This is a genomic window from Chelativorans sp. M5D2P16, assembly GCF_034427935.1.
Taxonomy (GTDB): Bacteria; Pseudomonadota; Alphaproteobacteria; order Rhizobiales; family Rhizobiaceae; genus Chelativorans.
Genome location: NZ_JAXQNM010000025.1, coordinates 224,012 through 241,652, shown reverse-complemented (window position 1 = coordinate 241,652; position 17,641 = coordinate 224,012). Strand labels below are relative to the sequence as shown.

Sequence of the window (17,641 nt, the reverse complement as noted above, 5' to 3'; positions counted from 1 at the left end):
CCGGGGAAACCCGGCCTTTCTGTTGTGTGGGCCGTCAGGCGGCGGCGGGACGCGCATTCGACCGCTCGGCCGACGGCCTGATGCCGATCAGATGGCAGATGGCGAAGGGAAGATCCGCCCGGTTCATGGTGTAGAAGTGGAAATCCTCCACTCCGCGCTCGATGAGGTCGAGCACCTGCTCGGCCGCAACGGCCGCGGCGACGAGCTGATGGGTGACGGGGTCGTCCTCGAGCCCCTCGAAGCGCTCGGCCAGCCACGCCGGCACATGCGCCCCGCAGCCGCCGGCAAAGCGCATCATCTGCGCGAAGTTGTGGATGGGCAGGATGCCCGGCACGATCGGAATGTAGATGCCGGCCCGGCGCGCCCGCTCCACATAACGCTCGTAAACGTCGTTGTCGAAGAAGAACTGGGTGATGGCGCGGGTCGCGCCGTTGTCCACCTTGCGCTTCAGCATCTCGATATCGGTGGCGAAATCCGGGCTCTCGGGATGCTTTTCCGGATAGGCGGAGACCGAGATGTCGAAATCGCCCCGGCGCGCCAGCGCCTCCACCAGTTCGGCGCCGTTGGTGTAGCCCCCCGGATGCGGCCTGTAGGCGGCGCCCACCCCTTCCGCGGGATCGCCCCTCAGCGCCACGAAGCGCTTTACGCCCATCTCCGCGAATTCGCCGATCACGGTGTCCACCGCCTCGCGGTCCGCGTCGACACAGGTCAGATGCGCGGCCGCCGTGAGCGGCGTCTCCTCCAGGATGCGCCGCACGGTGCGCGCCGTGCGCTCGCGCGTCGAGCCGCCGGCGCCGTAGGTCACGGAAACGAAGGCGGGCTCGAGCGGCCCCAGACGGGTCACCGTTTCCCACAGACGTTCCTCCATCGCGTCGGTCTTCGGCGGAAAGAACTCGAAGGAAACGCGGAGTTTGGCGCCGTTTTCGGTTCGGCGGGAGAACCGGTACTGGGACATCATGCAATCTCCTCGTGCGCCTGGGTTTCCGCATCACCGCCAGCGACCAGGATGCGCCGGTCGCGCGCCAGCCATACCTTGACGGTAAGGCCCTCGGCGGCTTCACCCTTGGGCGCAAAACCACGGATGTTCGAGATCTCCAGATCCGCCTCGGCAAACCAGTCCAGCATCTGACGGTCCGCGAAACCGAGACGCAGATGCGCATGCTCCTCGCGCAGGAATTCGTGACTGTGCGGGGCGAAATCCACGATCAAGAGCCGCCCGCCCGGCCTGAGCAGCCGCGCCGCCTCACGAATGGCCGCTGCCGGATCGTCCAGGTAATGCAGCACCAGATGGATCGTGACCAGATCGTGCATGTCGCGCTCGACCGGAGGCGCGTACACGTCGCCGAGGCGCACCTGTGCGTTCGTCACGCCGGCCCGTTCCAGATTGGCCCGCGCAACCGCGAGCATTTCGCGCGAGCGGTCGATCCCGACGCCGCGCCGGTAAAGCGGAGCGAAAAGCTCGAGGAGGCGGCCGGTGCCGGTGCCCAGGTCCACCATGGACTGGATCCGACCCTCGCCCACCAGTTCCTTCAGTCCCGCCTCCACTGCCGCGTCCGGAACGTGCAATGAGCGGATCTGATCCCAGCTCGCCGCGTTCTTGTCGAAATACTCCGCCGCCCGCTCCTGGCGCCGCTGCCTGATCGCCTCCAGCCGCTCGAAATCCCTGTCGGAGGCCGGGTCCATGGGATCGATGCGCGCGACCACGCCATCGACGAACTCGCGCGCCGCCTCCTCCTCCGACAGACGGAAGAGCGCCCAGGAGCCCTCCTGGTGACGCGCGATGAGGCCCGCATCGAGCAGCAGCTTGAGATGACGCGAGACGCGTGGCTGCGACTGGCCGAGGATTTCAGTAAGGTCGGAAACCGTCAGGTCCGTCCGGGACAAGAGCGCCAGAATGCGCAACCGGCTCGGCTCGGCCGCCGCCTTCAGAATATCCACCATCGCCTCGAGCCGGATCGCTGGACCTGTTTGCATGCATCACCCCCGTAAAACATATAAAGATATGTTTATATGAACCTCCACCCTTTGGCAAGGGCACCCCTTGCTGCAATGGCGATACCGCGTCAGTTTCGGGGCGAAGGCAAACGGGAGTTGCGGCATGAGAGTTTCGACAGCCCGGCAGCGCGCGGTGGACAAGGCGCTCGGCGTGCTCCTTCCCTATGCGCCCTATGCCGACACGAAAAAGATCCGCGCCCTCGCCAACGACCGGAAACTGCGCACCCTGCCCGCTCCGATCGCTGTCTGGCTCGCCACGATCACCCATGTGCGCCATGAGCACAGCGAATACGACGCGCTCCTGACCGAGGGCTACGACCGCGAGGCGGCGCGTTTTTTCGTCCTCGACCAGATCAACGCCGTGCTGACCGGCTGGCGCGCCACGCGGCTGCTCGAACCGGACGAGGATGAGATCTAGGGCATCTTGCAGCCAAGCGGAATCACTTGGCGTGATGCCCCGCAAGGCGAGGGCGCAAAGGGGTGCCGGAAGTTCCTCTACGGCTGCCGCCGCCGTTCCCGCGCAACCGCCCCTCTTCCGCGGCGGCGGAACGGAAAGGCCAGAAGCCTGAACAGGCCGAACCCCACAAGAAGGCCCGAAGCCGTCCAGGCAAGGCCGTGCGGCGTCAGCGGCACCGCCGGCTCGAAGTCGTCCATGGCCCCTTTCAGCACCCGCCCGTCGGGGTCCACCAGAACCGCCATCGGGCGCAGAAAGTCCGGCAGTTCGACCAGCCGGGCGGCCTGGCGCTCCAGGTGCTCGAACCGCGCAATGACCACCCGGATCGATTGCCCGCGCTCCTGCAGGAACGGCACCTCCGCGCCGTCATAGACCGCCAGCGCCTCCTCGCGGTCCAGTGCGTGGCGTGCCGCGTCCGCTTCGAAGTCCGCGACCACCTGCCTCAACTCCTCGAGCGCGCCATTCAGCCGCTGCCGGTACTGCTGTGCCAGTTCCGGCGCCTGCGACGCCGCGATCCCGCCGGTCAGAGAAGCCAGCAGTGCGAGCATCCGCCCAGCCTTCATCATGCGGGAAAGCGCCTTCCTGCCGGCGCGCGCCGGCGATCGGCAAGCGAAGCACTCAAAGGGGCCCGTTGAACGTGTCGCAATCCGTCACCCGTCCGCTCTCGAGCCCCCGCGCAAACCATGTCTTCCGCTGTTCGGACGTGCCGTGGTTGAAGCTTTCCGGCACCACATGGCCCTGCGTGCGCCGCTGCAGTGTGTCGTCGCCGATCTGATTGGCCGCGTTCAGCGCCTCCTCGACGTCGCCTTGCTCCAAAAGACCCTTTTGCGCCGTGTAGTACGCCCAGATGCCGGCGAAGCAGTCCGCCTGCAGTTCCACCCGGACTGACATCGCGTTGGCCTCCGCCTGGCTCATGCCGCGCCGCATCTCGTTGAAGCGCGGCAGGATGCCGATCAGGTTCTGCACGTGATGGCCCACCTCGTGCGCCACCACATAGGCCTGCGCGAAATCGCCGGCCGCGCCGAAGCGCCTGGCCAACTCGTCGAAGAAGTCGAGGTCGAGATAGACCTTCCTGTCGCCGGGACAGTAGAACGGCCCGCTCGCCGAGGAGGCGAAGCCGCAGGCCGAACCGACCTGGCCGCCGAACAGCACCAGGACAGGCTCCTGGTAGGTCTCGCCCTGCGCGCTGAAAATGTCGTGCCACACATCCTCCGTCTCGGCCAGCACGACGCCCACGAAGCGGCGCATCTCGTCGTTTGCCGCGCTCCGCTCCACCGTCGTGCCGCCGGATTGCGGCCCTTCCGCCAGCATCTCCAGCGGATCGATGCCGATCGCGCGCAAGCCGAAGAAGAGAACGACGAGGATGATGATGGTCGACAGCGACAGCCCGCCGCCCGACCGGCCTCCCGGCAGGCGGATGGGAACGCCGCGGCCCATCCGTCGGGGAAAGGGACTGCGCGCCCCGCGCCGATCCTCGATATTGCTGCTTTGACGACGGCCTTTCCAGCGCATCGGTGTTCCATGCTCTTCAGTACCGCCCCCGCGGCGGAAGCGGAGGTTAGCTCAATCGCCGCACGAAGTCATGCCGGACGTTGCGCGCCGGAAAGCCAGCGGAACGCCCGCTTCAGCTCCGCCGCGCCGTCGCGCGCATACCAGCGTCCATGCGCGATGATCACGCGCTCTGGGTTCCACGCGATCATCCTGTCGACCGCAGCCTTCAACTGCGGCCGCTGCTTGGAGAAGGTCAGGCGCATGTCGCGTGGCATCATGCCGTCGGGATCGAGGACGCCGCCGGCCCTGGCGAGCCAGCGCCACGGCCACGCAAGCTTTTTCGGCTCGAAGTTCTCGATGAAATCCGTGAGCACCAGAGTGCGGCTTTCCGGATGGAAGAACGCCACCTCCGTCATGAAGCTGCCTTCCACCGGCAGCGTCAGGAGATGATCGTCCCATGGATAGCCGCTTTCCGCCGAAAGCTCCCGGGCAGCGAAGTCGATTCTGCCGCCCGCCTGCTCGCCGATGCGCGGCGCAAGCCACACATCGGCCTCCGGATATGCCGTGCGCCACTCGGGAATCCACCAATAATGGATGCGGTTCGGCCCGATAATATGGCGCACCTTGCCGATCTCGGCGATCTCCGCCTTGAGATCGTCCGTCAGCGGCGTCGGCGAATGGACGAAGAGAGTCCCGCCGCCCAGCCGGATGATCGTCATCCGCGTCGAAAACGGCATCTTCGGCCAGGGCATGCCGAAGCGGATGGAAGGCCCGTCGACGATCCAGACATTCTCGGCGACGGGCTTCAATGTGTTGAGCGGCGGATACGTCACCCTGTCTCGTGCATCGGCCATGGGCCTTTGTGTAGCAGAGGCCGGTGTAGAGAAGGTTACGCGCGCACAGCCGCCGTCCTGCCGGTCCGCTGCCGGCTTGCCGCGAGTACCACGAGAGCGATCAGCGGAAAGACCGCCGCGACGAGCCCGAGATCGGTGGCGTCGCCGAATTCCAGCACGCGCCCGCCGATGAACGTGCCGAATCCGATTCCGAAATAGATCGCCGACGCGTTGAGCGCCAGCGTCAGATGTGCCACGTCGGGAGCGCTCGCCACGAGGCGGCTGGCCTGGGCCGGCGGAAAGGTCCAGCCGACGACGCCCCACGGCACCATCAGCCCGACCACCAGCGGACCGGCGGCGGCGTCCGGAACGAATTTCGTGACGAGGGCGAAAGTGGCCGAGAAGGCGATGGCGCAGAACATCGAGAAGACGACCACCCGCCTCGCGCCCAGCCGATCCGCCAGTCTCCCGCTTGCATAGTTGCCGGCGATCGCGCCCGCACCGAAGGCAAGCAGCATCGCCGGAAGTATGCCGTGCGGCAGCCCCGCCCCCTCCGTTGCGATCGGCCCCAGATAGGAGATGATCACGAAGGCGCCGGACAGATACAGGAACGTCACGAGCACCGCCGGAAGGACACCCGGCCGCCGGACCACCAGAAGCCGCTCGGCAAGCGTGGAAGGTGCGGCCGCGAGATCGCGCGGCAGGCGCAACCAAAGGGCGGCCAGACAGAATGCGGCGACGAGCGCCAGCGCGCCGAACGTGCCGCGCCAGCCCAGCAGATGCGCGAGCAGCGATCCGGCGGGCGCCCCCAACGCCACGGCGAAGGTCGTCCCACCGACCACCACGGCAATCGCCGCCGCGCGCCGGTCCGGTCCCGCCAGGAAGACCGCCGTTGCCTGCGCCGTGGCCGCGAAGAGTCCTGCCGCCATGCCCATGACGATCTGTGCGGCGAGCAGTGTCGGCACGCGCCCGCTCAGCGCCGCGGCAAGGTTGCCCGCAACGAAGAAGACGAGCGCCAGCGCGATCACGCGCCGGCGGTCCATCGCGCCCGTCAATGTCGAAAGCACCGGCGTCCCGATCGCATAAGCCAGCGAGAAGGCGGAGACGAGATAGCCCGCCTGGGCCACCGTTACGCCGACATCCTCGGCGATCAGCGGCAGGAGGCCCGCGAAGACGAAGGCGACGGTGCTGGTCGCAAATGCACCGAGCGCGAGCAGAAAGAGACGCTTGTCCATGGACTGGCTTTCATTGTTCAAAAGTCATTGAACTATTGTCCGAAACCCTTCCCGCCGTCAACACCTCCCCGCCCGTTCCTGCAGCCTCCTGCCAGGGGCCTGCGAAACACGCGTAGACTCCATACAGGCCTCGTACCCTTCCAGCCGTTGACTGCCCGCCTCAAAAGGACAACCGCTGGCGCCGAAGCAAGCGGCCGGCACAATCTCCCCTTGAAGGCAGGGCTACGCTCATGGAAATTTCGGAGAGCGCGAGGAGCGGTGCCTTCTCCGCGTCATCCCGGCCAAGCGGCGCCAGCCGCGCCAAGCCGGGACCCATTGAGCGGCGCGGCCGGTCTCCGCAAAAAGCACTGGCGGTCCCGACACGTGCAGTCGGATGACTCAAGAGGCCGCGTCCCACGAGGCGCCGACCAATAGGCCCCGGATAAGCCTTTGTCTTTCCGGGGTGACGGAGACGTTTGCGCGTCAGCGCGGCAGGGATCCTTCCACATGCGATAGCCCGTCCCTGAGGGAGGGATGCACGGCAGTGACGAGGGAGAGTCCGAAGGGCGCCAGGCCTTCAAGCAATTGCTCTGCCCGCTTGCATCGCCCGCGCGATGGATTACTTTCGAGGCACTATGCTTTCGCATCCGCCCACCGAAGAGATCAACCTCGCCACGGTCCTCGCCGTCCTTGGCGATCCCACGCGGCTTGCCATCCTCGGCGACCTGGCGCGGCAGGAGGGCAAGGCGCTCACCTGCTCGCATTTCCTCGGCCTGACGTCGAAGTCGAACCTCACCTATCACGTCGGCAAGATGCGCGAGGCGGGCATCGTGCGCGTGGAGCCGCGCGGCACCTCGCGCCTCATCTCGCTGCGCCGCGCCGATCTCGACAAGCGCTTCCCCGGCCTGCTCGATTCGATCATCGCCACCGCGATAACCCTGCCGCCACCGGGCAAGGGCGCGGTCGGCGAACTGTCCGGAGCGTAAGGGCCCGCCGGTCCGCCTTCCTGGCGCGGAAGCCTACCGTTCCACCAGTTCCACGCGCCGGTTCTCCGCCCGCCCGGCCTCGGTCCGGTTGCTTGCGACCGGCGAGAGGAAACCCGCGCCGGCGGGGCTCAGGCGATCGGCGGCAACGCCGTATGCGCCGGTCAGTTCCGCGACGATGGCCTGCGCCCGGCGCATGGAGAGGTCCAGATTGTAGTCCATGCTGCCCTGGTTGTCGGTGTGGCCGACCACGAGGATGTTCAGCTCGGGCTTGTTCTTCATGAGCTCGGCGATCTGGTCGAGGGCGGGCCTGCTTTCCGGCTTGATGTCCGCTTTGTCGGTGTCGAACAGGATGCCGTAGATGGCGATCTTGCCGGTGTCGGAGATGGACTGCGCCATTTCCTTGGCATCGACCATGCGGTCTTCCATCGCGCCGGTCTCCACCACCATCACCTGGTTGAGCACCTCGCCATTGTTGATGCTGACGAGGATCGCCGCATAGACGGTGGGATCGCCCCTTTTCACCGCGGCGATATAGCGGAAATCGCCGAGATCGACGGTCATCGCCGGCGCCGGCAGCACCTCGGTGCCGTAGTAGCGGAAATTGTAGCCGCCGCACTCCTTGTCGCGGCAGGTGTGGAGGATTTCGTAACCCGCTTCCGTCAGCCGGTTCTCGTAGTTGCGGGCGACCTCCAGCACCGACGGGTCGGCGGGCACCCGGTAGCCGATGCGCACCACGCGGCCTTCGAGCATGGTGCCTTCCCCTCGCTCGGCCTTTTGCACGGGCCCCGTTGCCAACCAGTATTCGTCGAAATCCTTGACATCGTAGCGCGTGATCCATGCGCCTTCGAAGCGGCCGATATCGGGGTAGTCGGCGCTGCCTTCCACGTCGGTCCCGGCCGCGAACGCAGCACCCGGCGTCCATAGAGACACCGCCACGGCCCAAACAACCAACCCTGCGGCAACGGCCGCAAACCGAACTGCATGCATGATGGTCCCCCTCGAGGCTCGCGCCTGCCCGCCCGCCGTGCGGCGTTCAGGCCGCTGCGCAGCTATGCGGATGCAGGGTAGCCGAAGTTCGGTCCGGGAAAAAGCGTGCTGCACGGAACCACCGCCGCCCATCCGGCTGTGCCCAATGCATTTTCGGGGTTCCGTCGCCCGTTTTCCTTGCCTATAAGGCCCGCCTAGCCTCAAATCGTATTTCCACTGACCGCCATGCAATCTTGCAGGGTGGACGCAGGCCCGAGCACGAACGGACATTCCATGCCCAAACGCACCGACATCAAGTCGATCCTGATCATCGGGGCCGGCCCCATCATCATCGGCCAGGCCTGCGAATTCGACTATTCCGGCACACAGGCCGTGAAGGCGCTGAAGGCGGAAGGCTACCGCGTCATCCTGGTCAACTCGAACCCGGCCACCATCATGACCGATCCGGAGTTGGCCGACGCGACCTACATCGAGCCGATCACGCCGGAGGTGGTGGCCAAGATCATCGCCAAGGAGCGCCCGGACGCGCTGCTGCCCACCATGGGCGGCCAGACCGCGCTCAACACGGCGCTGTCGCTGCGCCGCATGGGCGTGCTGGAGCGCTACGGCGTGGAGATGATCGGCGCCAATGCCGAGGCCATCGACAAGGCCGAGGACCGGGCGCTGTTCCGCGAGGCCATGGCGAAGATCGGGCTGGAAACGCCGAAATCCATGCTCGCCAACGCCACCGAGGCGAAGGAGGCCGACCGCAAGAAGCACGAGGCCGAACGCGCCCGGCTGCGCGAAAAATATGCCGGCGAGGAACTCGATGCCGCCCTCGACGCGCTGGAGACCGAATGGCAGCTCGGCGAGGCCGACCGCAAGCAGCGCTACATGAACCACGCCATGGCCGTCGCCGCCCAGGCCCTCGACGAGATCGGCGTGCCGGCCATCATCCGCCCCTCCTTCACCCTCGGCGGCACGGGCGGCGGCATCGCCTACAACCGTTCCGAGTTCTTCGAGATTGTCGAGCGCGGCCTCGACGCCTCCCCCACGACGGAAGTCCTCATCGAGGAATCGGTGCTCGGCTGGAAGGAATACGAGATGGAGGTCGTCCGCGATCACGCGGACAACTGCATCATCATCTGCTCGATCGAGAACATCGACCCGATGGGCGTGCACACGGGCGATTCCATCACCGTCGCCCCGGCGCTGACGCTGACCGACAAGGAATACCAGCTGATGCGCAACGCCTCGATCGCGGTGTTGCGCGAGATCGGCGTTGAGACCGGCGGCTCCAACGTCCAGTTCGCCGTCAACCCGGCCGACGGCCGCATGGTCGTCATCGAGATGAACCCGCGCGTCTCCCGCTCCTCGGCGCTGGCCTCCAAGGCGACCGGCTTCCCGATCGCCAAGGTCGCGGCCAAGCTCGCCGTCGGCTACACGCTGGACGAGCTCGAAAACGACATCACCGGCGGCGCCACCCCCGCCTCCTTCGAGCCTTCCATCGACTACGTCGTCACCAAGATCCCGCGCTTCGCCTTCGAGAAGTTCCCCGGCTCCGAGCCGGTGCTGTCCACGGCCATGAAGTCCGTCGGCGAGGTGATGGCCATCGGCCGCACCTTCGCCGAATCCCTGCAAAAGGCGCTGCGCGGCCTCGAGACGGGGCTCACCGGCCTCGACGAGATCGAGATCCCCGGCCACGATCCCGACGGCGACCCGTCGGAAAACAAGAACGCCATCCGCGCCGCCCTCGGCACGCCCACGCCCGACCGGCTGCGCATGGTCGCCCAGGCGATCCGCATGGACACCTCGCTCGAGGAGGTGCACCAGATATGCCGCATCGACCCCTGGTTCCTGGAGCAGATCGCCGCCATCGTCGCCATGGAGGAGCGCGTGCGCGAACACGGCCTGCCCCAGGACGCCGGCAATTTCCGCAAGCTCAAGGCTTTCGGCTTCTCCGACTCGCGCCTCGCCTCGCTTGTGAGGAAAGAGACCGAAGAGGTTCGGAAGGTTCGTCAATCGCTCGACGTCCACCCCGTCTACAAGCGCATCGACACCTGCGCGGCCGAGTTCGCCGCCCCCACCGCCTACATGTACTCCACCTACGAAACGCCCTTCGCCGGCAAGCCCGCCGACGAGGCGCAGGTCTCCGACCGCAAGAAGGTCGTCATCCTCGGCGGCGGCCCGAACCGCATCGGCCAGGGCATCGAGTTCGACTATTGCTGCTGCCATGCCTGTTTCGCGCTGGCCGACGCCGGCTTCGAGTCGATCATGGTCAACTGCAATCCCGAGACGGTCTCCACCGACTACGACACCTCCGACCGCCTCTATTTCGAGCCGCTGACGCCCGAGGACGTGCTGGAGATCCTGCACGTCGAGCAACAGAAGGGCGAACTCGTCGGCGTCATCGTCCAGTTCGGCGGCCAGACGCCGCTGAAGCTCGCCGACGCGCTGGAGAAAGCCGGCATCCCGATCCTCGGCACCGCGCCCGACATGATCGACCTCGCCGAGGACCGCGACCGCTTCCAGAGGCTCTTGACCAAGCTCGGCCTCAAGCAGCCGAAGAACGGCATCGCCTTTTCCGTCGAGCAGGCCCGCGTCGTCGCCGGCGAGCTCGGCTATCCGCTGGTCGTGCGCCCCTCCTACGTGCTTGGCGGCCGCGCCATGCAGATCATCCACGACGAGACGCGCCTGCAGTCCTACCTGCTCGACACCGTCCCCGGCCTCGTGCCCGAGGAGATCCGCCAGAAATACCCGGCCGACAAGACCGGCCAGATCAACACCCTGCTGTCCAAGAACCCGCTCCTCTTCGACACCTATCTGACCGAGGCCATCGAGGTCGACGTCGACTGCCTGTCCGACGGCGAGAACGTCTTCGTCTCCGGCATCATGGAGCATATCGAGGAAGCCGGCATCCACTCCGGCGATTCGGCCTGCTCGCTGCCGGTCCACTCGCTCTCCCCCGAGATCGTCGAGGAGCTGGAGCGCCAGACCGCCGCCCTTGCCAAGGCGCTCAACGTCGGCGGCCTCATGAACGTGCAATACGCCGTCAAGGACGGCGACGTCTACGTGCTGGAGGTCAACCCGCGCGCCTCGCGCACCGTGCCCTTCGTCGCCAAGACCATCGGCCGCCCGATCGCCAAGATCGCCGCGCGCATCATGGCCGGCGAGAAGCTGGACGCCGCCTTCGCCCCCTACGGCGACAAGCCCGATCTGCGCGCCCTCAACCACATCGCGGTGAAGGAAGCCGTCTTCCCCTTCGCCCGCTTCCCCGGCGTCGACACCCTGCTCGGCCCGGAAATGAAATCCACCGGCGAGGTCATGGGCCTCGACCGCGACTACGCGCTCGCCTTCGCCAAGTCCCAGCTCGGCGCCGGCGTCGACCTCCCCCGCGCCGGCACCCTCTTCGTCTCCGTGCGCGACGAGGACAAGCCGCGCGTCCTCCCCGCCGTCCGCCGCCTCTCCGACCTCGGCTTCAAGATCCTCGCCACCGGCGGCACCGCCCGTTTCTTACGCGAAAACGACGTCCCCGCCGAAAAGATCAACAAGGTCCTGGAAGGCCGCCCCCACATCGAAGACGCCATCCGCAACCGCCAGGTCCAGCTCGTCTTCAACACGACGGATGGGCAGAAGGCGGTGTCGGACTCGAAGTCGCTGAGGCGCGCGACGCTGATGCAGAAGGTGCCGTATTACACGACCATGGCCGGGTGTGGTGCGGTCGTGGAGGCGATTGCGGCGCTGAAGGCGGGGAGCATGGAGGTGCGGCCGCTGCAAGGGTATTTTTAAGACTTTTGTTCCCCACACAAAGCGGTACTATCGAAGCGTCTCATACCTTAACGGGTGCGCTCGTATGACCAAATTCGATGATGCGACAATAGAAAAAATTTTTGGCGCTGACGACGCAGAAAATGAGAACACTGAACGTTTCAAAGAATATTTCTACCGAAACAAGGCATACGACTCCTTAATAGCAGATTTATCTGCTCGTATTCTTGTTGGTCATAAAGGTATCGGAAAAAGCGCGCTACTGAAGCGCGCATTTATCGAAGATCAGGAGAACCGTCAACCAACTGTATGGCTTCGCCCCAATGACATAGTGGATATCAGAACAGCCGCAGCAGCACAACCTGATTTTATATTACGAATAGAGGAGTGGAAAAAAGGACTTCTTCTACAGATAATTGACCTGCTTTTTTCCGAATACTACGGGCCAAGCTCTCGCGCGGTGGTTGAAGAGATCTCTTCGGCCAAGCCAAGGGACTTGATTACGGTATTGCACAGAGTGCTTGAAGAGAAAGTAGAAGGAGAACCAGTAACTATATATATCGACGATATTGATCGCGCGTGGACTGCATCACAAAACGATATAAGAAACATTTCTGCCTTGTTGAACGCAATTCGAGACATTGGCGGAGCCTCTTCTAAAATTCGATTTCGTATCGGCCTCCGGAGCGACGTTTATTTCCTTGTAAGAACATCTGATGAGTCGACAGACAAAATTGAAAGAAACGTCATCTGGTTGCGCTGGACTAACGATGAGATTCTACGCCTCGCCGCAAAAAGAATAGTTTCCTATTTTGGCATGCATTTTAGCGACAAGGACATCGAGCGCCTTTCACAGAAAAGCATATCCGAGCAGATACTTTCGCGGGTCATCACCCCACGATACCAAGGAAGAGGAAGGTGGGAAGATAAGCCAACCTACTCCATCCTAATGTCACTGACCCGCGCTAGGCCCCGGGACCTTATAAAGCTCTTTCACCTTGCCGCGCGGAATGCCTACGCTTCCGGAAACGATATAATATCCACGGCGAACTTAGCGCGTTCATTGGAGCCGTACTCGCAAGAGCGGCTTCAGGACATCATCAACGAATTCAAGAGTGAGCTACCAGAAATAGAAAAACTACTTCTAGAAATGCGGCCGACAAAGCGAGAGAGAACAACAGCGGAAAGTTTTCAATTCACAACAGATAAACTGCGGGTGAAGCTTAATAATGCGATGCGCCATGCAAACCTGTCTTTTACGAACAGCAGGACCGTGACATCCGGGAGTTTAATTCAGTTCCTGTACAAGATCGATTTCATCACCGCGAGACTCGAAACTCCTCAAGGGATTGAGCGCAGATATTTTAACGAAGGCCGTTTTCTCGCACCGGAATTTGCCGATTTCGGCTATAGTTGGGAGATTCATCCAGCCTATAGGTGGGCCCTACAGCCACAGGATATCCATTCGATATTGGATGGGATCGCCATTTAAATGGTATGGAAGAGCCGGAGCGGAGGATTAACTTGGAGTACGGTTCGTGCTCTGGGGAACTCTGGGCCTGCTAGAATTTCGTTATTGATGCCGTTTGTTGGCTACATCATCGTATTCAATGACTTCTTTCAGAACGTGATTTGGATGCACACGCCCGCTCCGATCACAGGCGAACGGGCGATTCAAATAAACTCGCACTTATACCTATTTTATTTCGGATTGCTGATATTCAGTATCGGATCCATTACGTATCAGGTGTTCTGCAGCAGAATAATAAAAGAATATAGCGATCACACGTCTTACATCGACAAGCTGTCTTCCAAATTGGCCGATATAGAGCTTGCCGAGATATGCAATAACCTTTTGGAATTGAAAGGGAGATACACTGATATTCCGAAGATCCAATCGATAAAGGCCATACTTGAGTCGACGGGAATAGCTACGGAAAAATCAATCAGGTATGTACTCTTTTGCTATTACAGAGAATTGGACGAAAGAAGGAAGCCAATGATCATAATTACCTGGGCATCTTACACCGGAGGGATCGTTCTTTTATTGGTACCGACGATTTTAACTTCCATTAGGATCATGAGGCTTGCGTGGTAGACCGGCATTTCGCGCCCACACCATAGCTTCGGCCGCCACGGTGCCAAAGAACGGCCCTCCGGCAAGTCCCTACAGCGGCTGAAAGCTTAAAGTTACATTCCGAATGCCGCGCGGCGCGCCATTCCACACCACGGCAGGCACGTCACCTCCGTTCGCGGAAGAAGCGCGCCGGCGACCGTGCCCGGCACAGCCTCCCCTTTCGTCATCCCAGGGCGGAGCAGCCGCGAAGCGGCGTCGCGCAGACCCTGGGATCCATGCCGTTCCCTCCCCATTCACGCCCGACGTTTCCAGCACCAGGCTCCCCGAACCGGAAAGGTCGGGCGCGGGCGGAGGAGAAGGCCGGCGCTTCGATCCAACCCCCTCGGGAAAGCGTGGATGAAATTCTCACGCCCTCGAAAAAACTTCCTTTCCAAAACAAAGGCTTGCATTTTCCCTTCACTCCAGCCCCCAAATCTTATCCCCGCCCCCTCGCGCTCCCGTACCATCCTCCCCATCGCCCTTACGGGAACCGGATGCGCACCGGGTGTTCGGGAGGGCGGCGGCAGCCTCCCCCTTCGGCGTCGGTCACCGAAGGTCTGTGAGGGCCCGCAGCAGGCCGGAGCCCTGCGTCAGCGGCGCCGAGGGGCGCTCGCAGGACGCAGGCGCGCGGAGAACCCGCGGGGCAAGACGCATCATGCGCCGCGCCCCTTGACCGGCCGACCGCGGGACAGCGGCCGGCGGGGCGCGTTGTACGCGCCACCAAAACCAACAGAGAGGCACGGACAACGCGCCCCCCTTCCCGGCACCACCACCCTCATGGTGAGCCTGTCGAACCATGTCGATGGCGAACCAAAAGGCCAGACGGTGAAGACCGGGCGTGGCGAGGACGCCGCGCGCCCAGCCGAAAGGAGACGAAGATGGACGAAGAAAACCCGCTCGTGACCGAAGCGCTGAACAGGTTCGAAGCGCTCCTGAAGAACACGCCGGAGCCCGCGCTGGAATGCCCCTTCGCGCCGCCGCCTTGGCCGCGCGCGGAGATGGACGTGATGCACCGCATGCTTGCCGGCGAAATGGGCCTGCCGGAGCGCTGTCCCGACCGGCGGTGCCGGCGTTCCGGGCGGTGCAGGGGCGGGATCGGCGGCAAGCCCGGCGCCTGCGCGGACCTCTGGGATGACGCCGGGAACGAGAGGCTGCGCGCCGCCTGTCTCGCCCTCGTGCTGGGCTGGATGACCGAGACCCGCCGCCTTTGCAGGCGGGAGGACATGCTTCTGCCGCCCGACATCCCCGCGGGTATCGAAACGCCGGACGAAAACATGCCGCAATGCGGCTGGTGAAGGCACGGAACCCCGCCGCCCCTCCCCTCGTTCGCCCCTTGAAAGCAAGACCAGGGGAGACAAGACCATGGCCCGCTCCGACGAGCGCAAGACCGAGGTTCTGGAGGAAGGCGACATCTTCTTCCTTTACCGCCCGGCGGTGAACGAGGACGAGCCCCATGGCATGGGCGACGTGCAGCGCTTCGAAATGGTGCTGAGGCCCGTCGGCGGCGAGCATGTGCGCCTGATGATCGTCGGCCGCAAGCGCCTGCCCGATCCCGAGCGCCACGAGCGCTTCTGGGGCTTCGTCGAGATGGTCGCCGACTCGGCAAAGAAGATCGAGCCCGAACTGCGCGGCGAAGAATACGGCACGAAGACGCGCGGAAAGCAGGAGCAGCCCGCCGCCCGCCCCGCCGGCGAGGGCGTCTACGTGCTCTCGCTCGAAGACGGCCAGATGCACCTTTCCTATAAGCTGGAACTGCCGGAAAAACCCGGCGAGGTGCAGAAGGCCTTCCGCATCGCCCCCGAGGCGAGCTTTGCGCTGTCCATCAAGAACCCGGAAAAGGGCAGCCCCGCCAATGCGGGCCTTTCCGAAGACGACGAGGCGGACTATCCGAAGAAGTTGCAGGAGGAGTTCCGCGGCCGCCGCTTCGCCCGCGAGGACGCACACCTGCTCGACTACGAGGGCGCGGAGTTCATCCTGGTCGGCGCGCGCACCAACCCGGAAGCCGAATACGACGTGGAACTGGAGACCGACGAGGAAGACTACGAGCACGCCGAGGCGATCCGCCGCCTGCGCATGGTCCGCTCCCGCCACCCGGTGAAGCCGCTCTTTAAGGGCGGCTGGGCGTGAGACGCGGGATGAGATCGGCTGTTCCGTCCCCACGCGCGTCATCCCGGCCAAGGGAGCGCAAGCGACCGCGAGCCGGGATCCATTCCGTGACGCCTCGGCCCAACGCAAACCGCTCCGGAATGGATCCCGGACAGCCTGCGCCGTCGCTCCGGCTTCCGGGATTGACGGCCGTACGTGTGACCCGTTCCTATTTCATCTCGCTTCGCGACCGGCGGAACGGGTTCTTGAAAGGGCTGAGGGCCACTGTCGGAGAGGAATCAGCTCCGCAGCCCGGTCTCTTTGAGCAGCCCCTTGCGCTTGGCGTCGTAATAGTAGCCGCTGGCGTAGAAGCTCACCGCGCGGTCCTCGTTGCCGCCGGCGGTGAGGTAGGCCCCGCGCAGATATTTCACCGCGTATTTCAGGTTCGTCTCGGCGTCGAGCAGGCCGCTCGCCGGCCCGCGATAGCCCATGGTCTGCGCCGTGTCGTGGCGGATCTGCATCAGGCCCCAGTAGATCCTGTTGCGCGCGGCGGGGTTGAAGTTGCTCTCCCGTTTGACGACGCGGCGCACGAGCCTTTCCGGCACCTCGTAATGCGCCGCATATTTCCGGATCAGCGCGTCGAGCTCGGCACTTTGCGCCTCGACCGGGCGCACCGTTCCGTTTTCCTCGAAGGCCGTCAGCGCGGCCGGCCGCGCCTGGCCCGCCGCATAGGCTTCCGCCATCACGCCGCCCTCGTCACCGGCCGCTTCGGCACTTTGCTTGGAGGCCGGCCCGCCGAGCGCGGCGGTCGTCTTCGTGCCCGCCGCGCTGCACCCGGCAAGAAGTGGCGCGGCAAGAAGGGTACAAACGCTCAAACACTGCAGCAAAGTGGCCAAGGCTCACCCCTCCGGTTCCATTGCCTCCGCCCGATTGCTGCATAGCCGATTGCCGAAAACTGTTCAACGCACAGTTTTCTTCGGGAAATGTTCTTGATATGTACCAATTATCCGGGATAGACTGGTGTCGTCTGGTCCCCCGGTTGAAGGCAATGCCGCTTCATCACGTTTTCGAAACCGCTTTCGGGTTCTGCGGCATCGCCTGGAGCGAGGACGGCCTCTGCCGTTTCGTTCTTCCGGTCGAGGCGCCTGCGACAATCGAGGCTCGGCTGGAGAAGACGCTCCCCGGCTCCCGCGCCGCCACCCCCACGGGCGCCGCCGCCGCGGCGGTCGCGGCGGCCGAGCGTTATTTCCAGGGCGCGCGGGAGGACTTCTCCGCGCTCCCGCTGGACCTTTCCGGCACGGACCCGTTCCGCCAGGCCATCTATCGCGCCGCCCGCCGGCTCGGCTACGGCGAGACGACGACCTACGGCGCGCTCGCCGCCGAGGCCGGTTTCCCCAAGGCCGCGCGCGAGACGGGCACCGCACTTGGCCGCAATCCGCTGCCGCTCATCGTGCCGTGCCACCGCATCATGGCCGCCGGCGGCAGGCTGGGCGGCTTCTCCGCGCCCGGCGGCACCACCACCAAGCGCAGGATGCTGGCGCTGGAGCGCGCCGTTCCCCCGGATGCCGAGCCCGCCCAGGCTTCTTTCGGCTTCTGATCTGCGCGAGCGCCGGCTGCACCCTTGCACGGTGATTCGCACGCGCCATAATGGGCGGCGGGTTGATTCGCCCGCGCCGCCAGTACTTCCGCGTGTGCTGCCGCGTTTTCGGCATTGATCACGGCACGTCCGCTCA

Annotated in this window: 15 protein-coding genes; 7 read left to right on the top strand and 8 right to left on the bottom strand. The window is 64.4% G+C overall.

The features are described 5' to 3' along the window. Positions 1–34: 34 nt before the first annotated feature. Both metF and SIN08_RS12500 read right to left on the bottom strand, forming a co-directional pair. Positions 35–955, bottom strand: coding sequence for a methylenetetrahydrofolate reductase [NAD(P)H] (gene metF, locus SIN08_RS12505; protein WP_322452158.1), 921 nt, complete (start codon positions 953–955; stop codon positions 35–37). Beyond that, positions 955–1,974, bottom strand: a complete 1,020-nt coding sequence (locus SIN08_RS12500) for a metalloregulator ArsR/SmtB family transcription factor (protein WP_322451902.1) — start codon at positions 1,972–1,974, stop codon at positions 955–957. Before SIN08_RS12500 ends, metF begins: the two co-directional genes overlap by 1 nt. Before the next feature lie 124 nt (positions 1,975–2,098). Here SIN08_RS12500 and SIN08_RS12495 point away from each other — a divergent pair, with 124 nt between their 5' ends. After that, positions 2,099–2,413 (top strand): DUF2293 domain-containing protein, encoded by a 315-nt coding sequence (locus tag SIN08_RS12495; protein ID WP_322451901.1) that lies wholly within the window; start codon positions 2,099–2,101, stop codon positions 2,411–2,413. A gap of 77 nt (positions 2,414–2,490) precedes the next feature. On the opposite strand, the gene SIN08_RS12490 is transcribed toward SIN08_RS12495, so the two are convergent. The 4 genes from SIN08_RS12490 to SIN08_RS12475 form a co-directional block, all read right to left on the bottom strand. Then, positions 2,491–3,015, bottom strand: a complete 525-nt coding sequence (locus tag SIN08_RS12490; RefSeq protein ID WP_322451900.1) for a DUF2937 family protein — start codon at positions 3,013–3,015, stop codon at positions 2,491–2,493. Positions 3,016–3,067: 52 nt separating this feature from the next. Further along, a complete protein-coding gene (locus SIN08_RS12485; protein WP_322451899.1) occupies positions 3,068–3,961 on the bottom strand; it encodes a neutral zinc metallopeptidase in 894 nt (297 codons plus the stop codon). Between the two features lie 68 nt (positions 3,962–4,029). After that, the gene (locus SIN08_RS12480) at positions 4,030–4,794 is read right to left on the bottom strand and encodes a DUF4336 domain-containing protein (protein WP_322451898.1); all 765 of its coding nucleotides are present in this window, start codon (positions 4,792–4,794) and stop codon (positions 4,030–4,032) included. Between the two features lie 35 nt (positions 4,795–4,829). Further along, positions 4,830–6,008, bottom strand: a complete 1,179-nt coding sequence (locus tag SIN08_RS12475) for an MFS transporter (protein ID WP_322451897.1) — start codon at positions 6,006–6,008, stop codon at positions 4,830–4,832. A gap of 614 nt (positions 6,009–6,622) precedes the next feature. Between SIN08_RS12475 and SIN08_RS12470 the strand changes: the two genes are divergently transcribed. Next, entirely contained in the window at positions 6,623–6,973 is a 351-nt protein-coding gene (locus SIN08_RS12470) for a helix-turn-helix transcriptional regulator (RefSeq protein WP_322451896.1), read from the top strand. 33 nt (positions 6,974–7,006) lie between these two features. Here SIN08_RS12470 and SIN08_RS12465 read toward each other — a convergent pair whose 3' ends face one another. Then, positions 7,007–7,960: an OmpA family protein gene (locus SIN08_RS12465; RefSeq protein WP_322451895.1), complete on the bottom strand. Its 954-nt coding sequence runs from the start codon at positions 7,958–7,960 to the stop codon at positions 7,007–7,009. A 273-nt stretch (positions 7,961–8,233) separates the two neighbouring features. Between SIN08_RS12465 and carB the strand changes: the two genes are divergently transcribed. The 4 genes from carB (at position 8,234) to SIN08_RS12445 (ending at position 15,950) form a co-directional block, all read left to right on the top strand. Beyond that, positions 8,234–11,728, top strand: a complete 3,495-nt coding sequence (gene carB, locus SIN08_RS12460) for a carbamoyl-phosphate synthase large subunit (protein WP_322451894.1) — start codon at positions 8,234–8,236, stop codon at positions 11,726–11,728. Between the two features lie 64 nt (positions 11,729–11,792). Then, positions 11,793–13,199 carry an ATP-binding protein gene (locus SIN08_RS12455; RefSeq protein WP_322451893.1) on the top strand — a complete coding sequence of 469 codons (1,407 nt, stop codon included), beginning with the start codon at positions 11,793–11,795 and terminating at the stop codon, positions 13,197–13,199. A gap of 1,502 nt (positions 13,200–14,701) precedes the next feature. After that, positions 14,702–15,118 carry a hypothetical protein gene (locus SIN08_RS12450; RefSeq protein ID WP_322451892.1) on the top strand — a complete coding sequence of 139 codons (417 nt, stop codon included), beginning with the start codon at positions 14,702–14,704 and terminating at the stop codon, positions 15,116–15,118. A 67-nt stretch (positions 15,119–15,185) separates the two neighbouring features. After that, positions 15,186–15,950, top strand: coding sequence for a hypothetical protein (locus SIN08_RS12445; protein WP_322451891.1), 765 nt, complete (start codon positions 15,186–15,188; stop codon positions 15,948–15,950). A 257-nt stretch (positions 15,951–16,207) separates the two neighbouring features. Here the strand turns inward: SIN08_RS12445 and SIN08_RS12440 are convergent, their stop codons facing one another. Further along, a complete protein-coding gene (locus SIN08_RS12440) occupies positions 16,208–16,804 on the bottom strand; it encodes a transglycosylase SLT domain-containing protein (protein WP_416208060.1) in 597 nt (198 codons plus the stop codon). Positions 16,805–16,956: 152 nt separating this feature from the next. On the opposite strand from SIN08_RS12440, the gene SIN08_RS12435 reads away from it, so the two are divergent. Then, positions 16,957–17,505, top strand: a complete 549-nt coding sequence (locus tag SIN08_RS12435; protein ID WP_322451890.1) for a methylated-DNA--[protein]-cysteine S-methyltransferase — start codon at positions 16,957–16,959, stop codon at positions 17,503–17,505. The last annotated feature ends 136 nt before the right edge of the window (positions 17,506–17,641 follow it).